Here is a 19467-nt window from a genome sequence, read left to right as displayed (position 1 = left end):
TTCCCGTCGGGAGGCACCTCCATCCGGTTTTCCCGTACGGAGGTACCTCCATCCGGGTCCGGTCGTTGGGCTTTCCGGGCGCGTCGCCCCCGCTCCCCGGAGGAACGCCCATGAGCACGCCACCCCTCGCCTCAGGCCCCGAAGGCCCGCGCGCCCTGCGGCCGTTGCTCGACACCGTGCTCCAAGCGCTGGACGAGGGCACCCGGGCGCGTGGCGGACCGCTGCCGACGGGCGGGCCGGAGGCGGTCGCGGCGCGGATGCGGGAGGCCGTGGGGGAGGTGCTCCCCGACCACGGCGACCCGCACGCCCCGCGCACCCTGGTCCACGCGTTCGCCGAAGGCGCCGCCGACCCGGCCCACCCCCTGTGCGCCGCCCACCTCCACTGCCCGCCCCTGGCCGTCGCCACAGCGGCCGACCTCGCCGCCTCCGCCCTCAACCCCTCCCTCGACTCCTGGGACCAGGCCCCGGCGGCATCGGAACTGGAGCTGCTGGTGGCTGAGGCACTGGCCAGGGAGATCTACGGGCCCGGGCACACCCCGGGCACCGCCCCCGACTCCTTGATCACCACCGGCGGCACCGAGTCCAACCAGCTCGCCCTCCTCCTCGCACGGGAGGCGTACGGCGGATCCGTACGGCTCGTGTGCGGGACCAACGCCCATCACTCACTGGCCCGGGCCGCCTGGCTGCTCGGACTGCCCGACCCCGCCGTCCTGCCCGCCCCGGCCGGCACGCTCCACCCCGCCGCACTCGACGAGGCCCTCTCCCGCCTGCCCGGCCCCCTGCTCGTCGCCGCCACCGCCGGCACCACCGACGCCGGACTCATCGACCCCCTGCCCGAGATCGCCGCCCGCTGCGCGGCCCACGGCGCCCGGCTGCACATCGACGCCGCCTACGGCGGAGGCCTCCTCTTCAGCGACCGCCACCGCCCCCGGCTCACCGGACTCGACACCGCCGACACCGTCACCCTCGACCTGCACAAACTCGGCTGGCAGCCGGTCGCCGCCGGCCTCCTGGCCGTCAAGGACCCCCGCGACCTCACCGCCCTGCGGCACCGCGCCGACTACCTCAACGCCGCCGACGACACCGAAGCCGGCCTGCCTGACCTGCTCGGCCGGTCCCTGCGCACCACCCGCCGCCCCGACGTCCTCAAACTCGCCGTCACCCTCAAGACCCTCGGCCGCAGCGGCCTCGCCGCACTCGTCGACCAGGTCTGCGCCCGGGCCCGCGAATTCGCCGCCCTCGTCGACGAGCACCCCGGCTTCGAACTGCACGCCCGGCCCGTCATCAGCACCGTCCTGTTCCGGCCCGCCGGCGCCACCGACGACACCGTGGCCGCCGTACGCCGAGCACTCCTCACCGACGGCCGCGCCGTCCTCGGCCGGGCCCGCCTCGACGGCCGGCTCTGGCTCAAGGCCACCCTCCTCAACCCCGCCACCGGGCCCGCCGACCTCGCCGCACTGCTGCACCTCGTGGCAGCACGGCAAGCGACACTCGTGGAAGGACACACCCCCCGATGAACCCCGTGCCGAGTCCCCAGCCGCACGACGAGCCGAACCCCGCCCCGGCCACCCCGCACCCGCACCACGAGCCCGACGCCCCCCGCGACCTGGTCGGCATCGGCATCGGCCCGTTCAACCTGTCCCTCGCCGCGCTCGCCCACCCGCTCGGCGAACTCGACACCGTCTTCTACGAACAGCGCCCCGCCTTCGGCTGGCACTCCGGCCTGCTCATCGACGGCGCGACCATCCAGGTGCCGTTCCTCGCCGACCTGGTGAGCCTCGCCGACCCCACCAGCCCCTGGACCTTCCTCAACTACCTCAGGTCCCGCGAGCGGCTGTTCCCCTTCTACTTCGCCGAGCGCTTCCACATCCAGCGCGCCGAGTACGACGCCTACTGCCGCTGGGTCTGCGACAACCTCCCGGGCCTGCACTTCGGCCACCAGGTCGACGCCGTCCGCTGGAACCCCGAACGGGACCTCTTCGAGGTCGACTTCACCCAGCTCGACGCCGACGGAGAAGCCGAGGCCCTCGGCCGCACCTACACGCACAACGTCGTCCTCGGTATCGGCACCGAACCCTACGTCCCCGACCCCCTCAAGCCCCTCGTCGAGGCCCCCGGCGTACCCGTCGTGCACGCCGCCGACTACCTCGACCACCGCGCGGACCTCCTCGCCGCCGGGCACGTCACAGTCGTGGGCATCGGACAGACCGGCGCCGAGATCTTCCTCGACCTGCTGCGGGGCAGGCCCGCCGGACGCGAGAAGCTCCACTGGCTCGGCCGCACCGAGGCCTTCGCGCCCATGGAGTACTCCAAGCTCGGCCTGGAGCACTTCACCCCCGACCACACCCGCTACTTCCACGCCCTGCCCGAGCCCGCCCGCGACCGGCTCCTCGCCGGTCAGTGGCAGCTGCACCAGGGCATCGACACCGCCACCATCGCCGCCATCCACGACGAGCTGTACCGCCGCACCCTGCACGGCGGCTGGCCCGACGCCGTCCTCACCCCCGGCGTCCACGTCCGCACCGCCGGCCGCGTCGCCACGACCAAAGTGGAACTGCACCTGGAACACGCCCGGCAGGACAGCCGCTCCCGCCTCACCACCGACGCCGTCGTCCTCGCCACCGGCTACCGCGAACGCCCCCTCGACCGCATCCTGGCCGGCCTCGACCCCTACATGCGCCGCGACAGCCGGGAGCGACCGCGCATCGACGAGGACTACCGCCTCGTCCTCGACCCGTCCGTCACCGGCACGGTGTACGTCCAGAACGCCGAGACCCACACACACGGCGTCGGCACCCCGGACCTCGGCCTCGCCGCCTGGCGCAGCGCCATCATCCTCAACTCCCTGACGAGCAGGGAGGCCTACACGCTCCCGCGCCGCACCGCCTTCACCACCTTCGGCCTCACACAGCGGCAGCAGGTCCCGCCGCCCCGGGAGGCACCGGCACTGACGCCGCTCGTCGACGACCGAAGGTGACGAAGCACCCGGCTCAGAAGACGGGCGTGCCGTTCCGCGTCAGCTTCCAGTCCACCGCCGCGAACCCGGCCGGATCGATGGACCCCTTCGCCTTCACCCAGGCGATCATGGTGTTGCGGATCTCCTCCGAGTTCGACCACAGCACCGGGGCCGCGGCGACGTGCGGGAAGTTGCCGCCTCCGTTGGCCCGGTAGTTGTTCACCGCGAACACGAACTTCGCGTCGTCCGCGAGCGGCTGACCCTCGAACCGCACGTCCGTCACCCGCGAACCGGCCGGCTTCGCGATGTCGATCTCGTACGAAAGCCCGCTCACCACGTCGTAGTTGTAGTCCGGCGTGCCGTTCGCGTTCGTCAGCTTCGCCGGATCCACCGGGGCGTCCGGCGCCGTCTGCACGAAGTAGTTCGCCGAGAACTCCAGGTACGCCTTCATCTGCGCACCCGTCATCAGACGCGCCTCCAGCGTGTTCTCGAAGACGTACAGACCCGCCACGTCCCGGATCGTCACCTCGCCCGCCGGAATCCGGGCGGACCGCGAGAAGCACGCCGCCTGCGACAGCACCGGCAGCGCGGCGTGCTCCGTACCCGCCAGCGCCTGCTTCACCGTGTCCGCCTGGATGTGATTGATCAGATCGATGATCGGCACGTCCTTGTACGGCGCCTCGGCCGACGTCATCTCCGCCGCGTTCGTGCCGATGACCTGGTTGACGTACGCCACGACCTTCTCGTGCTCGTCCGCCAGCAGCCGGACGATCTTCGGGTCCTCCTCCACCGTGTTGGAGTTCAGCACCCGCGCGCCCACCTTCTCGACCGTCCAGCGGCCCTTGGCCCACACCAGCTCGAAGTCGAAGAGCGTCAGCCGCTGACCCCACTTCAGCGGCTCGGACAGCACGACCTGCTTGCCCGTCTTCTTGTTCGTCACGAAGTACTCGGGGATCTCCGTGTGCGCGTGCCCGACCAGGATCGCGTCGATGCCCGGCACCTGCTCGGCCACCAGCCCGGCCGCGTTCTCGATGTACGGCAGCTGGTCACCGTAGGACGACGTCCCCGACGAACCGCTGTGCGCCGACACGATGACGACGTCCGCGCCCATCGACCGCAGCTTCGGCACCCACTTCGCCGCCTGCTCCTCCAGACCCGGGAACGTCATCTTCCCCTGCACGTTCGCCTTGTCCCAGATCGCGATGCCCGGGTTCGTCAGACCCAGCACCGCCACCTTCACGTCACGCCCGCACGGCGTGCGCAGCCGGTGCATGCTGTACGGCGCGAACGCCGGCCGCAGCGTCTTCGCGTCCAGCGCGTTCGCGCCCAGCAGCGGGAAACGGCACTGCTGCTCGAACTTCCGCAGCACCGGGATGCCGTAGTTGAACTCGTGGTTGCCGAGCGCCGCCGCGTCGTAGCCCATGGCGTTCATGGCCTGCGCCATCGGGTGCACCGGGCCGCCCTCGGCCGTGATCGGGTCGACCTTCGCGTAGTAGTACGACAGCTGCGTGCCCTGGATGGTGTCGCCCGCGTCGATCAGCAGCGTGTTGCGGCGGCCCTTCTCCTCACGGATCCGGTTGACGAGGGTGGAGACCTTCGCGAGACCGACGTCGTTGTGGTCCTTGTCGTCGAACTCCTTGTCCGTGAAGTAGTCCCAGTTGAAGACGTTGCCGTGCAGGTCCGTCGTCCCCAGCACGGTGAACGCGTACCGCTTGGCGCCGCGCTTCGCCTCGGCCGCCTGCGCACCCGGCGCCCCGACCGCACCGGCCAGCGCCACCCCCGCCCCGGTCACGGCGGACTTCTCCAGGAACTTCCGGCGGTTCAACGGCATGTCTGGCTCCTTGCGGAATCTGTGAACGACGCGCGTAGATAACGCGCGTAGATTCTGACCCGGACATGACCGAGCGCAACAGTCCCCCCAGGTTGCGATCTGATGACTCGCTCCCCCCGGCTCCACCCCTTTGGCCAGCCAAGACATGACAGAGTGGGGCGTATGACCGCGCCCACGTCAGACGCCTCCCAGCCCGCAGTCCCCTACGGCACACCCGACGCCCCCCGCATCGCCGTCCGCGGCGAAGCCCGCCTCGAAGTCGACCCCGAGATCGCCCGCATAGGCATCACCGTCGCCGCGCGCGGCCGCGACCGCCGCTCCGCCCTCGACGACCTCACCCGCCGCAACGCCGGCGTCCTCGACCTCGTCAAGTCCTACGGCGACGCCGTCGAACGCCTCGAGACCGGCGCCTTCTCCATCACCCCCGAACTCACCAAACACGGCCGCGGCGAACGCGTCCGCACCTACCACGGCACCGTCCACGTCACCGCCGAACTCACCGACTTCACCGCCCTCGGCGAACTCACCACCCGCCTCGCCGACCTCGAACTCACCCGCGTCGACGGACCCTGGTGGTCCCTGCGCCCCGACTCGCCCGCCCACCGCGAAGCCCGCAAGAAGGCCGTACGCGAAGCCGTCCAGCGCGCCCGCGAATACGCCGAGGCACTCGGCACCACCCTCGCCGCCCTGGTCGAACTCGCCGACATCGGCGCCGAGAACGCACCCCCGGCCTACCCCCAGGCCCCCGGCCGCGCACGCTCCGCCGCCTACGGCGCCGCCGCCGAGAACGCCCCGGCCGCCCCCCTCGACCTCGAACCCCAGCGCCAGCGCGTCCACGCCCAGATCAACGCCCGCTTCACCATGGTGCCGCCGGAGCTCTAGCCGGCCCCTTTTACGAAAACCCGACCGAATTCCCCCCGGGGTGCTCATGTGCTCATCGGAGCACCCCGCCGCACAATTCAACACTTGTCAATAACGTTTCATGCAAAGTCTGTTGAGCGGACACTCACGACCAATTCTCTACCGGTCGGTAACTCATAGGCTCGGACCATGCGCCGAGCAAAAATCGTCTGCACACTGGGACCCGCCACCGACTCGTACGACCAGATCAAAGCCCTGGTCGACGCCGGAATGGACGTAGCACGCCTCAACCTCAGCCACGGCGGGCACGCCGAACACGAGGAGCGCTACCACCGGGTACGAAAAGCCGCCGACGAGACCGGCCGCAGCGTCGGAGTCCTCGCAGACCTTCAAGGCCCGAAAATCCGCCTCGGCCGCTTCACCGAAGGCCCCGTACTCCTCGAACGCGGCGACACCTTCACCATCACCGTCGAAGAAGGCGTCGAAGGCGACCGCACCACCTGCGGCACCACCTACGCCGGCCTCGCCGACGACGTCACCACCGGCGAACGCATCCTCGTCGACGACGGCAAAGTCTGCCTCCAAGTCACCGGCACCGACGGCCCCCGCGTCCACACCACGGTCGTCGAAGGCGGCATCATCTCCGACCACAAAGGCCTCAACCTCCCCGGCGTCGCCGTCTCCGTCCCCGCCCTCTCCAAAAAAGACGAAGACGACCTCCGCTGGGCCCTGCGCACCGGCGCCGACGTCATCGCCCTCTCCTTCGTCCGCACCGGCCGCGACATCCAGGACGTCCACCGCATCATGGACGAAGAAGGCCGCCGCATCCCCGTCATCGCCAAAATCGAAAAACCCCAGGCCGTCGAGAACATCGACGACATCGTCGCCGCATTCGACGGCATCATGGTCGCCCGCGGAGACCTCGGCGTCGAAATGCCACTGGAACAAGTCCCCATCGTCCAGAAACGCGCCATCAAACTGGCCAAACGCAACGCCAAACCGGTCATCGTCGCCACACAAATGCTCGACTCCATGATCGACAACGCCCGGCCCACCCGAGCCGAAGCCTCCGACGTCGCCAACGCGGTCATCGACGGCACGGACGCCGTCATGCTCTCCGGCGAAACCAGCGTCGGCAGGCACCCGATCGAAACGGTCAGAACGATGGCCCGCATCGTCGAAGCGGCGGAAGAGGACATCCTCGCCAAGGGCCTCCCGCCCCTCAACGAACGCAACAAACCCCGCACCCAGGGCGGCGCAGTAGCCCGAGCGGCCGCGGAAATGGGCGACTTCTTGGGCGCCCGCTTCCTGGTCGCCTTCACCCAGTCCGGCGACACGGCCCGCCGCCTCTCCCGCTACCGCTCCCCGATCCCCCTCCTCGCCTTCACCCCCGACCAGGCCACCCGCTCCCAGCTCAGCCTCACCTGGGGCGTCGAGACCTTCCTCGGCCCGGAAGTCGGCTCGACGGACGCGATGGTCGACCAGGTCGACGAACTGCTGCTCCGCTCCGGCCGCTGCCAGAAGGGCGACACGGTCGTCATCACGGCGGGCTCGCCCCCCGGCGTCTCCGGCTCGACGAACATGGTCCGAGTCCACCACATCGCCGAGGACGACAGCCCGAAGTAGGGCGCCGTCAGTACTTGGGGCCTACGTGGGCGTCCATGAGGGTTACGGAGGCTTTGCGGGCGATGGAGATGTTGCGCGCGTTCGCCTGCTTCCAGTCGACGCCCACCTGGTCCAGGGTCCTGGTGAAGAGGCGGATGATGTCGGCCGAGTGGTTGATGAAGAAGTACCGGGGATATTCGTAGCGCTTCGGTTCACCGCCGACGAGCCGGGTGGTCCAGTTGGTGACCCGGCAGCCGTCGGAGTGAATGAGGCCGCGAATGAACTCCCAAGGGTGGGCCTCGATGATCGCCTGCTGCCAGGGTTCGAGTGTGATGCGTCGCTCGTGCTTCTTGCCGGGGCCGTGCTGGGGGAAGAAGTACGGCCAGTGCTTGCTGTAGCTGACCACTGAGACGTAGCCCTGAGCCTGGATGCGGTTCGCACGCCCGGTTGGGTTGATGGCGCGCATGGCGCTCTCGCAGGCGTCGATCAGGCCAGGCCATGAGTTCGCGCACGCGATTCTCAGGTAGTAGCCGACGCCGCGAGGGTGGCCGCTGATGCAACCATCGCCGAGGTAGAGGCCCAGTAGGTAGGCGTATGCGCAATGGTCGGCAGGGGGCCCGGGGTCTGGAGGCGCCAAGCGGGGCAGCGGCTCGATGCGGTCCTGCCAGGAGCGGATCGCGGCCCGCGAGATGCCCGTCTCACGGCTCACCGAATTCAGGCTGCGGCCTTGACCGACCAGCGCGAGCGCTCGCTTGCGTGTACTGATGTCGTACATGGAGGCCACTGTGAGGTGGTGATCACGACGACACGCAGAAAGAAGCGGATGTTCACGAGAACGTGGACATCCGCTTGTAAACAGTGACCTTGGAAATGAAGGAAAAGTGCCCCGGGTCGGACTCGAACCGACACTGTATGGGTTTTGAATCCATTGCCTGCTGCCAATTGGGCTACCGGGGCCCGGTGAATCGAAGGTTGACCTCGACCCTCCGCCTGACCACCATACCGCAGCTAGGTACGCTCTTGGGAGCAGTACCGGCCTGCCCCTACCAAGGAGCCCACGTGAGCGCCCCCGAGTCGCCCCAGCCTGTTGACGTGCCTGAAGACGACAAGTCGCACGTGCCTCCGATGACGACGCGGGTCGTCATCGCCGAGGACGAGGCCCTGATCCGGCTCGATCTCAAAGAGATGCTGGAGGAGGAGGGCTACACCGTCGTCGGTGAGGCCGGGGACGGGGAGCAGGCTGTGGAGCTGGCCCGTGAGCACCGGCCCGATCTGGTGATCCTGGATGTGAAGATGCCGAAGCTGGACGGTATCTCCGCGGCCGAGAAGATCGCCGAGGAGAGCATCGCGCCGGTGTTGATGCTGACGGCGTTCTCGCAGCGCGATCTGGTGGAGCGGGCTCGGGACGCCGGTGCGATGGCGTATCTCGTGAAGCCGTTCAGCAAGACGGATGTCGTGCCGGCGATCGAGATGGCCGTCTCGCGTTTCACGGAGCTGAAGGAGCTGGAGAAGGAGGTCGCGGACCTCACGCTGCGGCTGGAGACGCGCAAGCTGGTGGACCGGGCAAAGTCGATCCTCCAGACGGAGTACGGGCTGACGGAGCCTGCCGCGTTCCGGTGGATTCAGAAGACGTCGATGGACCGGCGGATGTCGATGCAGCAGGTCGCGGAGGCGGTCATCCAGGACGCCGAGGAGAAGAAGTCCAACAAGGGCTGATCCAGCAGAGCTGAGCAGAGCAAAGCGAGAGGCCCGCCCCCTGTGACAGGGGAGCGGGCCTCTTCGTGTCTGGGCCGGGCCTCAGTCCTCGCCGAGGTAGGCCTTGCGTACCGACTCGTCGTGCAGCAGGTCCTGCCCCGTGCCGGAGAGGACGACGTTGCCGACCTCCATGACGTGGCCCTGGTCGGCGAGGGAGAGCGCCGCCTGGGCGTTCTGTTCGACGAGCAGGATGGTCGTGCCCTGGGACTTCAGCTCGGAGATGGTCGCCATGATCTTCTGCATCATGATCGGGGAGAGGCCCATGGAGGGCTCGTCGAGCATGAGGAGCTTGGGCCGGGACATGAGGGCGCGGCCCATGGCGAGCATCTGCTGTTCGCCACCCGACAAGGTCCCCGCCGCCTGCTTGCGGCGTTCCCCGAGGATGGGGAAGAGGTCGTAGGCGCGCTGGATGTCCTTGTCGATGCCGTCCTTGTCCTTGCGGAGGAAGGCGCCGAGCTGGAGGTTCTCCGCGATGGTGAGGCGGGGGAAGATGTGCCGGCCTTCGGGGGAGTGGGCGAGGCCGAGGGCGACGATCTTGTGGGCGGGGACCCCGTTGAGGGGCTTGCCGTCGAAGAGGATCTTTCCGGATGTCGGCTTCAGCAGGCCGGACAGCGTGCGCAGCGTGGTCGTCTTGCCGGCGCCGTTGGTGCCGATGAGGGTGACGACCTGGCCGGCGTCGACGCTGAAGGAGATGCCTTTGACGGCTTCGATCTTGCCGTAGGAGACCCGGAGGTCTTCGACCTCGAGGAGTGCGGTCACTTGGCTTCTCCCTTGGTGCTGCTGGTGGTGCTGGGCGCGTCGGCGGCTTCGGCGGCGGCTTCGGCTGCTTCGACCTCCGCGGCTTCGGCCTCTCCGGGGTCGCCTTCGAAGGGTTCGCCGAGGTAGGCGGCGATGACGCGTTCGTCGGCCTGGACGACGTCGGAGGTGCCTTCGACGAGCTTTTCGCCCTGGACGAGGACGGCGACGCGGTCGGAGAGGTTGAAGACGAAGCGCATGTCGTGCTCGATGAGGAGGACGGCGATGCCCTTGTCGCGGATGGCGAAGACGAGTTCTTCGGTGGCCCGCGTCTCCTGGGGGTTCATGCCGGCGGTGGGCTCGTCGAGGAGCAGCAGGCCGGGCTCGGAGGCCATGGCGCGTGCGATCTCGAGCTTGCGCTGTTCGCCGTAGGGGAGGTTGCGGGCGAGGTGGTCGCGTTTGTGGGCGAGGCCGATGAACTCGAGGAGTTCCATGGCGCGTTCTTCGCTCTCGCGTTCGGCTTTCTTGAAGCCGGGGCCGCGCAGGAGGGCGGACCAGAGTCCTTCCTTGGTCCGGGTGTGGCGGCCGACGAGGACGTTTTCCAGGACCGTCATGTTGGCGAACAGGCGGATGTTCTGGAAGGTCCGGGCGATGCCGGCCTGGGTGACCAGGTGGGGTTTGGGCGGCAGGACGGTGCCCTTGTAGGAGACCGTGCCTTCGGTGGGGACGTAGAGGCCGGTCAGGCAGTTGAAGAAGGTTGTCTTGCCGGCGCCGTTGGGGCCGATGAGGCCGACGATCTCGCCGGCGTTGACCGTGAAGTCGACGGAGCGGACGGCGGTGAGGCCGCCGAAGCGCATCGTGACGTCGCGGGCTTCGAGTACAGGTGTCGTCATGGTGGTTACGCCCCCGCCTTGGTGACGGCCGGTTCGTCGGTCAGCGTGGTCTGTTTGGGTACGTCGAGTTGGCCGGTCTCGTGGAATTCGAGCTGGCGCCGGCGGTTGGCGATGATGCCTTCGGGGCGGAAGCGCATCAGCAGGATGAGTGCGATGCCGAAGGCGAGGAGCGACTTGTCCTGGAGGAAGACGAGCTTCTCGGGGAGCAGGTAGAGCAGGGCGGCGCCGAGGAGGGGGCCTGCGACCGTGCCCATGCCGCCGAGGACGACCGCGGCCAGGAGGAACGCGGAGTTGGGCGGGGTGGAGCCGGCGAACTGGTACGGCGTGGGGACCACGCTGTAGGTGACGTGGGCGCTGACGGTGCCGGCGAGGCCGGCGAGGGCGGCGCCGAGGGCGAAGGCGACGAGTTTGACGCGGAAGCCGTTGATGCCCATGGCGGTGGCGGCGGTCTCGTCCTCGCGGATGGCGATCCAGGAGCGGCCGATGCGGGAGTCGGCGGCGCGGGTGTAGACGAGGACGACGATGGCCATGATGAGGACCATCAGCAGGTAGTAGTTGGCGAACCGGCCGAGGGTGAATCCGCCGATGTCGTGGGCCTGGCCGAAGTTGAAGCCGAGGAGGTTCAGGTCGGGGATGTTGGCGATGCCGTTGGGGCCGTTGGTGACGTCGGGTCCGGAGTCGCCGTCCATGTTGTTGACGGCGATGCGGAAGATCTCTCCGAAGCCGAGGGTGACGATGGCGAGGTAGTCGCCGCGCAGTCGCAGGGTCGGGGCGCCGATGAGGACGCCGAAGACGAGGGAGGCTGCGGCGCCTGCCAGGGCGGAGGCCCAGAAGGGCAGGTGGACGCCGGAGATGGTGGAGAACTCGGAGCCGGAGACGAGGGCGGCGGTGTAGGCGCCGACGCCGAGGAAGGCGACGTATCCGAGGTCGAGGAGTCCGGCGAGGCCGACGACGATGTTGAGGCCGAGGGCGACGGTCCCGAAGATCAGGATGTTGACGCCGATGTTGGCGTAGTGGTCGTCGGTCTGGGTGAAGGGGAAGGCGATGGCCGCGGCGAAGCCCATGGCGAGGGTGAAGCTGCGGTTGCCGGCGATCAGTTGGGAGAAGCGGTCGAGCAGGCCGGCGGTGTGCAGCGCCCACATGGCGAAGATGACGACGAAGAGGTAGCCGACGAAGAGTTCGCCGTACTCGGTGTCGATGCCGTAGGTGAAGACGCCGAGGCCGATGATGGTGACGGCGGTGATCACGGCCCGCTGGACCCAGCCGTTGCCGAACTGGGCGGCGGGGATGCGGTCGGGTTTGGCGATGTAGGCCTTGAGGGCTGCCTTGGTGCCGTCGGTGCTTTTCTCCTGGGGGAGGGCGAAGGCGCCGAGGAGGGGCAGGAGGGAGGCGATGGCCGCGATCCAGCCGCCGGGTTCGAGGTTGATGACGCCGCCGAGTTCGGTGCTGATGGCGATGACGGTGAACCAGGTGACGGCGAAGCCGCCGAGGGCGGTGAGGACGAGGGGTGCGTTGTTGCGGGCGGGCAGCAGCCAGCCGAGGCCGCGGACGCCGTAGCCGGCGAGGGCGAACAGGGCGGTGAGGACGCCGGCGGTGAAGGTCAGCCACTGCAGGCCACCGGGGTAGCCGTTGATGGTGAGGTTGCCGGGGAACTCGGTGGTCCAGGTCCAGGCGAGGAACGCGGAGGCGGCGGTGGCGATGCCGCCGGCGAGCAGCAGGGCGCGGGCGGCCGCGGCGGGCAGGGGTATGAGACCGCGCAGGGCGGGCGTCGGGGTGGGGACGGCGTCCGGCGCTGGGGTCTTCTTGGTCGTGTCGGTCATGTGATCACGCCCTGTCCGCGACGCGCTCGCCGAGCAGGCCCTGGGGCCGGAACAGGAGCACGAGGATGAGGAGGCAGAAGGCCCACACGTTGGCCCAGCTCTGGCCGCCGAGCTGCGACATGCCGGGGATCTCGTCGATGTAGGCGGAGGCGAGGGTTTCGGCGATGCCGAGGACGACGCCGCCGAGCATGGCGCCGTAGATGTTGCCGATGCCGCCGAGGACGGCCGCGGTGAACGCCTTGAGGCCCATGAGGAAGCCCATGCGGTAGTCGACGTTGCCGTACTTGAGTCCGTAGGCGACGGCCGCGACGGCGGCGAAGAAGCCGCCGATGGCGAAGGCGATGACGATGATGCGGTTGGTGTCGATGCCCATCAGCTGCGCGGTGTCGGGGTCCTGCGCGGTGGCCTGCATGGCGCGGCCGGTGCGGCTGCGGCGCACGAAGACGGCGAGGGCGGCCATGCAGCCGACGGCGGCGAGGATGAGGAAGATGTCGGCGTCCTTGATGGTGACGGAGCCGATGTCGTGGGTGGCGTCGAGGCCGGGGAAGGCGCGGGCGCGGTCGGCGCCGGGGTAGAAGTTGCGGACGACTTCCTGGAGGGCCAGGGAGAGGCCGATCGCGGTGATGAGGGGTGCCAGGCGTGGGGCTCCGCGCAGTGGTCGGTAGGCGAACCGTTCCGCTCCGACGGCGATGAGGATGGCCACGATGGCACCGCCGAGGAGCATCAGGGGTACGGCGAGGGCCATCGAGGTGCCGTCGGGGAGGATGTAGAAGTAGACCGTGAGTGCGCCGAACGCGCCGGTCATGAAGATCTCGCCGTGCGCGAAGTTGATGAGCTGGACGATGCCGTACACCATCGTGTAGCCGATGGCGATCAGCCCGTACATCGAGCCTAGAAGCAGCCCGTTGGCCAGCTGCTGCGGCAGGGTGTTCACCGCATGGCCTCCATGTCGCTGGTGGTCGTGTGCACTGGATGAGTGCGTGGTCGCGTGCTGTGTGGGGGTGTGCAAACGGGCCGCGCGGTCGGGGTCCTCCTCCCGCGCGGCCCGTGGTGCGGCTAGTGGGGGCCGGAACTACTGGAGGTCGTCGGGGGTGCCGGTCTCGACGGCCTTCCAGGTGCCCTTCTCGACCTGGTACACCGTCAGCTGCTTGTTGGTGGTGTCGCCGTACTGGTCGAAGGAGACCTTGCCGGTGAGGCCTTCGAAGTCGGACTTCTGGACTCCGTCGACGACCTTGGAGCGCAGGTCGTTGATGTCGGAGGGCACCTTGCCGCCGTTGGCGTCGGCCGCGGCCTTGACGGCCTTGATGATGGCCGTGGTGGCGTCGTAGGCGTAGGCGCCGTACGCGCCGTAGTCACCCTTGTAGCCCTTGTCCTTGTACGTCTGGATGAACTGCTTGGCGGCGGGCAGGGTGTCGGCGGGGACACCGATGGCGGTGACGAGGTCGCCCTCGGCGGACTTGCCGGCGGCCTCGATGTAGGTGGAGGCGTACATGCCGTCGCCGCCGAACAGCGGGATCTTGACGCCGGCGTCCTTGAGCTGCTTGGTGATCAGCGCGGACTCGTCGTACTGGCCGCCGTAGTAGAGCAGGTCGGCACCGGAGTTCTTGATCTTGGTGACGAGGGAGCCGAAGTCCTTGTCGCCGGTGTTGACGTGGTCGGTGGCGACGACCTTGCCGCCGAGCTTCTTGAACTGCTCGTTGAAGATCTTCGCGAGGCCGGCGCCGTAGGTCTGCTTGTCGTCGACGACGAAGGCCTTCTTCTTCTTGAGGCCGTTGTACGCGTAGCCGGCCGCGAAGCTGCCCTGGAGTTCGTCGGTGGTGGCGGTACGGAAGTACGTCTTGAACGGACGCTTCTTGTCCGTCTGCCAGTTCTTGCCCTGGGTCAGCTCGGGGGCGGTGTTCGCCGGGGAGATCTGGACCATGTTGGCCGAGGCGAAGACCTGCTGCATCGTCTGGGCGACGCCGGAGTTCAGCGGGCCGACGGCGCCGACGGCGGTCTTGTCGCCGGTGAAGGTGGTGGCGTTGGACTGGCCGGTGGCGGGCTGGGCCTTGTCGTCCAGGGCCTTGAGCTTGAATTTCACGCCCGGGACCCAGTTGTTCTTGTTGGCGTCGTCGACGGCGATCTGAGCGCCGTACTGGATGCCGAGGCCGGTGGTGGAGTTCTCACCCGACAGGGGGGCGTCGACGCCGATGGTCAGCGTGGTGCCGTTGCCGCTGTCTCCGCTCTTGTCACCGCTGTCGTCTCGGGAGCCGCAGGCGGTGAGAGTCAGAGCTCCGGTCGTCAGAACGGAGGTAAGAATCACCAAGGAACGCTGTCGCACGATCAGTCCTTTCACAGGCAGGCCCGCCCTGGTCGGGGGGTGAGTGCCGCGCTGGTACCGAACTCCCGATGGAGCGGTGACTGGCCGTGACTCTAAGCCCGTGTGGAGGCAGGGTCAGCGGCGTGGGCTGGCTTGTGACTTTCTTGTTATGACGCGATGGATGCCCGGCTTCGGTGGCGGACCCTCTCGGCGGGTTTGGTGGATTTTCTCCGCGGTCCGCATTCTGAGAACGCGCACTTCCGGTTGGCCATGGCTGAGATCGTGCGGCCACCGGGGCGCGGGCGGCGTGAACGGGGGTCGGCGAGTTTCCGGGAGTGGGTGCGGCCGAAGGTGAAAGTGAGCTGTTCTATTGCGCGCGCGTTACGGAGCGTTACGCAGAGAAAGGGGAGAGGCCGCGTCCGGGGGAGTTTCGGCCCGGTGGAAAAGGCGGTTTTCGCGGTGATGCGGAGGGCGGCGGCTTATTGGCCGGCTCGGTGAGTGCCGGGTAAGCGCCGGGTGGGGCCTGGACTGCTCGCTCGTGCGGGACCCGGGGGGGCGTCGGTGGTGAGGCACGGGAAAGTGACCGTGGCGACGGCGATCGCGGGAGCGGTCGGCGAACCGGCAGGCCGGGCCTGTGGTGGTGATGTCCAACTTCGGCCCGAGAGGGCGGAGTTGCTGGGCCGGGGGGGGGCGAGGGGCGGACCCGCCGACCTGAGCGGTGCCCCGCCGCACCTGGTCGTGTGCGGTGCGGCGGGGCGGTCGGTCGTACCGAGGGCGCGAGGTTACGGCAGCTTCACGAACGGTGAGAGGAAGGCGCGGGCGCCGGGGGTGTCCAGGCGGTACGTCACGTTGGTCGCGTAGCAGGGGGTGTCGCCGGTGATGGTGGTGGCGGCGAGGATGCTCCTGCCGCCGATGACGGCGAAGTTGGGGCCGCCCGAGTCGCCGTAGCAGGCGCCTCCGTTGCCCTGCGGGGCGGTCATCGCCAGCCGGGCCCAGGAGTTGTTGAGGGCGTCGAAGGTGACGGGTGCCTTCATGCGGACGCCGCCGCCGGGGTGGGTCTGGCCGCCGGGGCCGTTGACGGCTTCCTGGGTGCCGTAGCCGGCGACCAGCCAGTTCGTGGCGTTCAGCCCCTGCGGGCCGAGTCTGCCGAGCTGGTTGGCGGTGGGCAGGGTGGCCGGGGTGAAGCTCCAGCGGTCCTCGACCTTGGCGGCGGGCACTTCGATCACCGCGATGTCGCGGGTGTCGGAGGCGGGCCCCGGGTAGCCGGGGTGGGTGTGAGCGGTGCCCGGGACGGCTACGGCGGCGGCCTGCGCGGCCGGGTCGCCCGGGTACTTCTTCGCCGCCGCGTCGAGCCCGGACTGCACGTCCTGGTCCAGGGACACGTAGAACCGCACGTTGTCGGGCCAGTCGGAAGTGCAGTGCGCGGCGGTCAGGAAGGTGTCCGCGTCGATCATGGTGCCCGAACAGACCCAGTCGACCCGGTCCGGGGTCGCGGGGTCGCCGTCGTTGTCCCAGGTGGCCACGAGCGCGCCGACCTCGGTGCGTTCGGGGGCGGGCGTCGCGTTGTAGGAGTTGATGGCGGAGGACGGCAGCGCGGTGGCGAGCACGGCGGCACCGGCCGCGGCGGTGACGGCGAAGGCGCGTACGGAGGTCAAGAGAAACCCTTCTACGGGTGGGACGGGTCTTCTCCTGTGGGGGTGGAGCGTCAGTGAAGCGCGCGGGGGCGGCCGCGACAAGAGCGCGCCCGCCCCTCCAGGGTTTTCCCTACGTCGTCAGCTCGCGGCGCGGATGAGCTGCTCGTCGCCCGGGTTCACGTCGCGCAGCAGACAGGTCAACCGGGCCGTACACACCCTTTTATCGCTTTCGTCCGTGATGACGATTTCGTACGTGGCGGTCGAGCGCCCCCGGTGCACCGGGGTGGCCACACCGGTGACGAGGCCGGAGCGCACCCCGCGGTGGTGCGTGCAGTTCAGGTCGACACCCACGGCGATCTTGGAGCTGCCGCCGTGCAGCATCGAGCCGATCGACCCGAGCGTCTCGGCCAGCACCGCGGAAGCCCCGCCGTGCAGCAGTCCGTAAGGCTGGGTGTTGCCCTCGACCGGCATCGTCCCGACCACCCGGTCCGCCGACGCCTCGACGATCTGGACGCCCATCCGGGTCCCGAGGTGGCCCGCGGAGAACAGGGCCAAGAGGTCGACGCCGAGCGCGGCGTACTCGTCGATGACCTCCTGCGGGAACTTCACATGCTGCTGCTCACCCATGGGGCCCGGTCTCCGTTCGTCCAGATCATGCGGTTACCACTGTGGCTGAGCAAACGCTCAGTCGGTCGCCGATTGTTCCAGACGCACCACGACGGACTTGCTGGCCGGGGTGTTACTGGTGTCCGCCGTGGCATCCAGCGGCACCAGCACGTTGGTCTCCGGGTAGTACGCGGCCGCGCAGCCCCGGGCCGTCGGGTAGTGCACGACGCGGAATCCCGGCGCCCTGCGCTCCACACCGTCCTTCCACTCGCTGACCAGGTCGACGTAGTCGCCGTCCGCCAGCTTCAGGGCCCGCGCGTCCTCGGGGTTGACCAGCACCACCCGGCGGCCGTTCTTGATGCCGCGGTAGCGGTCGTCGAGGCCGTAGACCGTGGTGTTGTACTGGTCGTGCGAGCGCAGCGTCTGGAGCAGCAGGCGGCCCTCGGGAAGCTCCGGGTACTCCACGGGCGCGGCCGTGAAGTTGGCCTTGCCGGTGGCCGTGGGGAAGCGGCGCTCGTCGCGCGGGGCGTGCGGGAGCGTGAAGCCGCCGGGGCGGGCCACGCGCGCGTTGAAGTCCTCGAAGCCGGGGATGACGCGCGCGATGCGGTCCCGGATCGTCGCGTAGTCCTTCTCGAACTCCTCCCAGGGCGTGGCGCTGTTCTCGCCCAGCACACGGCGGGCCAGGCGGCAGACGATGGCCGGCTCGGACAGCAGATGCCGGCTCGCGGGCTCCAGCCGGCCCCGGGAGGCGTGCACCATGCCCATCGAGTCCTCGACCGTCACGAACTGCTCGCCGCTGCCCTGCAGATCCCGCTCGGTACGGCCGAGGGTGGGCAGGATCAGGGCACGCGCGCCCGTGACCGCGTGCGAGCGGTTCAGCTTCGTCGACACGTGCACGGTCAGCCGGGCCCGCCGCATGGCCGCCTCCGTGACCTCCGTGTCCGGAGACGCGGAGACGAAGTTGCCGCCCATGGCGAAGAAGACCTTCGCCTCGCCGTCGCGCAGCGCGCGGATGGCCCGTACGACGTCGTAGCCGTGCTCGCGCGGCGGGGCGAAGCCGAACTCCCTCTCCAGGGCGTCCAGGAACGCCGGGGCGGGGCGCTCGAAGATGCCCATCGTGCGGTCGCCCTGCACGTTCGAATGGCCGCGCACCGGGCACACGCCCGCGCCCGGGCGGCCGATGTTGCCGCGCAGGAGAAGGAAGTTGACCACTTCCTTGATCGTCGGCACCGAGTGCTTGTGCTGGGTGAGCCCCATCGCCCAGCAGACGATGGTCCGCTCGGAGGCCAGGACCATGCGGAGGGCCTTCTCGATGTCCTCCCGGGTCAGGCCGGTCGCGGCGAGCGTCTCCTCCCAGTCGGCCGCGCGGGCGGTCTCGGCGAACTCCTCGTAGCCGTGCGTGTGCTCCCGGACGAACGCCTCGTCGACCGCGCCGTCCGTCTCGACGATCAGCTTGTTGAGGAGACGGAACAGGGCCTGGTCGCCGCCGAGGCGGATCTGCAGGAACAGGTCGGTCAGCGCGGCGCCCTTGAGCATGCCCTGCGGGGTCTGCGGGTTCTTGAAGCGCTCCAGGCCCGCCTCAGGCAGCGGGTTGACGCTGATGATCCTCGCCCCGTTGGCCTTGGCCTTCTCCAGGGCGGACAGCATGCGCGGGTGGTTCGTCCCCGGGTTCTGGCCGGCGACGATGATCAGGTCGGCCTTGTAGAGGTCTTCCAGCAGGACGCTGCCCTTGCCGATGCCGATCGTCTCCGACAGGGCCGAGCCGGACGACTCGTGGCACATGTTCGAGCAGTCGGGCAGGTTGTTCGTGCCGAGCTCGCGGGCGAAGAGCTGGTAGAGGAACGCGGCCTCGTTGCTGGTGCGGCCCGAGGTGTAGAAGACGGCCTCGTCGGGGGAGTCGAGGGCGGCGATCTCCTCGGCGACGATGTCGAAGGCGCGCTCCCAGGTCACCGGCTCGTAGTGCGTGCCGCCCTCGGGCAGGTACACGGGGTGGGTGAGGCGGCCCTGCTGCCCCAGCCAGTAGCCGCTGCGGCCGGCCAGGTCGGCGACCGGGTGCGCGGCGAAGAACTCCGGCGTGACCCGGCGCAGCGTGGCCTCCTCGGCGACGGCCTTCGCGCCGTTCTCGCAGAACTCCGCCTTGTGCCGGTGCTCCGGCTCCGGCCAGGCACAGCCCGGGCAGTCGAAGCCGTCCTTCTGGTTCACGCTCAGCAGCGTCAGCGCCGTGCGCTTCACACCCATCTGCTGCTGGGCGACGCGCAACGTGTGCCCGATCGCGGGGAGGCCCGCTGCCGCGTGCTGCGGTCCGGCGACCTGCGGCGCGTCCTGAACCGGATCACTCTTGGGCGGCTTCGTCGCCATCGCACACTCCCCTTCGACCGCGCTGTGAGGTACGTCTCCGATCCTCGCACGCTGCGGTGACATCGCGTGAGGGGAGGGCTGGGGCGGGGGCCTGCCTTGGGCGCATGCGTCGGG

Annotated in this window: 15 protein-coding genes and 1 tRNA gene; 5 read left to right on the top strand and 11 right to left on the bottom strand. The window is 69.2% G+C overall.

Annotated features, from left to right (window positions below):
• Nucleotides 1-110: 110 nt before the first annotated feature.
• On the top strand, nt 111-1517 hold the full coding sequence (locus ACZ3I3_RS03295; protein WP_467362133.1) for a pyridoxal phosphate-dependent decarboxylase family protein: 1407 nt from the start codon (nt 111-113) through the stop codon (nt 1515-1517).
• The gene (locus ACZ3I3_RS03290; RefSeq protein ID WP_467362132.1) at nt 1514-2977 is read left to right on the top strand and encodes a lysine N(6)-hydroxylase/L-ornithine N(5)-oxygenase family protein; all 1464 of its coding nucleotides are present in this window, start codon (nt 1514-1516) and stop codon (nt 2975-2977) included. Before ACZ3I3_RS03295 ends, ACZ3I3_RS03290 begins: the two co-directional genes overlap by 4 nt.
• A gap of 13 nt (nt 2978-2990) precedes the next feature.
• Here the strand turns inward: ACZ3I3_RS03290 and ACZ3I3_RS03285 are convergent, their stop codons facing one another.
• The gene (locus ACZ3I3_RS03285) at nt 2991-4787 is read right to left on the bottom strand and encodes a bifunctional metallophosphatase/5'-nucleotidase (protein ID WP_467362130.1); all 1797 of its coding nucleotides are present in this window, start codon (nt 4785-4787) and stop codon (nt 2991-2993) included.
• A gap of 162 nt (nt 4788-4949) precedes the next feature.
• Here ACZ3I3_RS03285 and ACZ3I3_RS03280 point away from each other — a divergent pair, with 162 nt between their 5' ends.
• The gene (locus ACZ3I3_RS03280; protein WP_467362128.1) at nt 4950-5669 is read left to right on the top strand and encodes an SIMPL domain-containing protein; all 720 of its coding nucleotides are present in this window, start codon (nt 4950-4952) and stop codon (nt 5667-5669) included.
• 168 nt (nt 5670-5837) lie between these two features.
• Nucleotides 5838-7274, top strand: coding sequence for a pyruvate kinase (gene pyk / locus ACZ3I3_RS03275; protein WP_467362126.1), 1437 nt, complete (start codon nt 5838-5840; stop codon nt 7272-7274).
• Nucleotides 7275-7281: 7 nt separating this feature from the next.
• Here the strand turns inward: pyk and ACZ3I3_RS03270 are convergent, their stop codons facing one another.
• Together ACZ3I3_RS03270 and ACZ3I3_RS03265 are read right to left on the bottom strand one after the other, a co-directional pair.
• A complete protein-coding gene (locus tag ACZ3I3_RS03270) occupies nt 7282-8028 on the bottom strand; it encodes a helix-turn-helix domain-containing protein (RefSeq protein ID WP_467362124.1) in 747 nt (248 codons plus the stop codon).
• 107 nt (nt 8029-8135) lie between these two features.
• Nucleotides 8136-8210: transfer RNA gene (locus ACZ3I3_RS03265), tRNA-Leu, on the bottom strand.
• A gap of 102 nt (nt 8211-8312) precedes the next feature.
• On the opposite strand from ACZ3I3_RS03265, the gene ACZ3I3_RS03260 reads away from it, so the two are divergent.
• Nucleotides 8313-8969 carry an ANTAR domain-containing response regulator gene (locus ACZ3I3_RS03260; RefSeq protein WP_037668151.1) on the top strand — a complete coding sequence of 219 codons (657 nt, stop codon included), beginning with the start codon at nt 8313-8315 and terminating at the stop codon, nt 8967-8969.
• Nucleotides 8970-9050: 81 nt separating this feature from the next.
• On the opposite strand, the gene ACZ3I3_RS03255 is transcribed toward ACZ3I3_RS03260, so the two are convergent.
• The 8 genes from ACZ3I3_RS03255 to ACZ3I3_RS03220 form a co-directional block, all read right to left on the bottom strand.
• Nucleotides 9051-9767, bottom strand: a complete 717-nt coding sequence (locus tag ACZ3I3_RS03255) for an ABC transporter ATP-binding protein (protein ID WP_467362122.1) — start codon at nt 9765-9767, stop codon at nt 9051-9053.
• On the bottom strand, nt 9764-10636 hold the full coding sequence (locus tag ACZ3I3_RS03250; RefSeq protein WP_467362120.1) for an ABC transporter ATP-binding protein: 873 nt from the start codon (nt 10634-10636) through the stop codon (nt 9764-9766). Before ACZ3I3_RS03250 ends, ACZ3I3_RS03255 begins: the two co-directional genes overlap by 4 nt.
• Before the next feature lie 5 nt (nt 10637-10641).
• Entirely contained in the window at nt 10642-12456 is a 1815-nt protein-coding gene (locus ACZ3I3_RS03245; protein WP_467362118.1) for a branched-chain amino acid ABC transporter permease, read from the bottom strand.
• Nucleotides 12457-12460: 4 nt separating this feature from the next.
• Complete coding sequence (locus ACZ3I3_RS03240; protein WP_467362117.1) at nt 12461-13390, bottom strand: branched-chain amino acid ABC transporter permease; 930 nt, start codon at nt 13388-13390, stop codon at nt 12461-12463.
• A gap of 138 nt (nt 13391-13528) precedes the next feature.
• Nucleotides 13529-14761, bottom strand: a complete 1233-nt coding sequence (locus tag ACZ3I3_RS03235; protein ID WP_467362712.1) for a branched-chain amino acid ABC transporter substrate-binding protein — start codon at nt 14759-14761, stop codon at nt 13529-13531.
• Between the two features lie 776 nt (nt 14762-15537).
• The gene (locus ACZ3I3_RS03230) at nt 15538-16410 is read right to left on the bottom strand and encodes a trypsin-like serine protease (RefSeq protein WP_467362115.1); all 873 of its coding nucleotides are present in this window, start codon (nt 16408-16410) and stop codon (nt 15538-15540) included.
• Between the two features lie 117 nt (nt 16411-16527).
• Nucleotides 16528-17016 carry a PaaI family thioesterase gene (locus tag ACZ3I3_RS03225; protein ID WP_467362113.1) on the bottom strand — a complete coding sequence of 163 codons (489 nt, stop codon included), beginning with the start codon at nt 17014-17016 and terminating at the stop codon, nt 16528-16530.
• A gap of 57 nt (nt 17017-17073) precedes the next feature.
• The gene (locus tag ACZ3I3_RS03220; protein ID WP_467362112.1) at nt 17074-19353 is read right to left on the bottom strand and encodes an FdhF/YdeP family oxidoreductase; all 2280 of its coding nucleotides are present in this window, start codon (nt 19351-19353) and stop codon (nt 17074-17076) included.
• Nucleotides 19354-19467: the final 114 nt, after the last annotated feature.

Source organism: Streptomyces sp. NPDC016851 (assembly GCF_055562795.1).
This window is presented reverse-complemented; position numbering and strand designations above follow the sequence as displayed.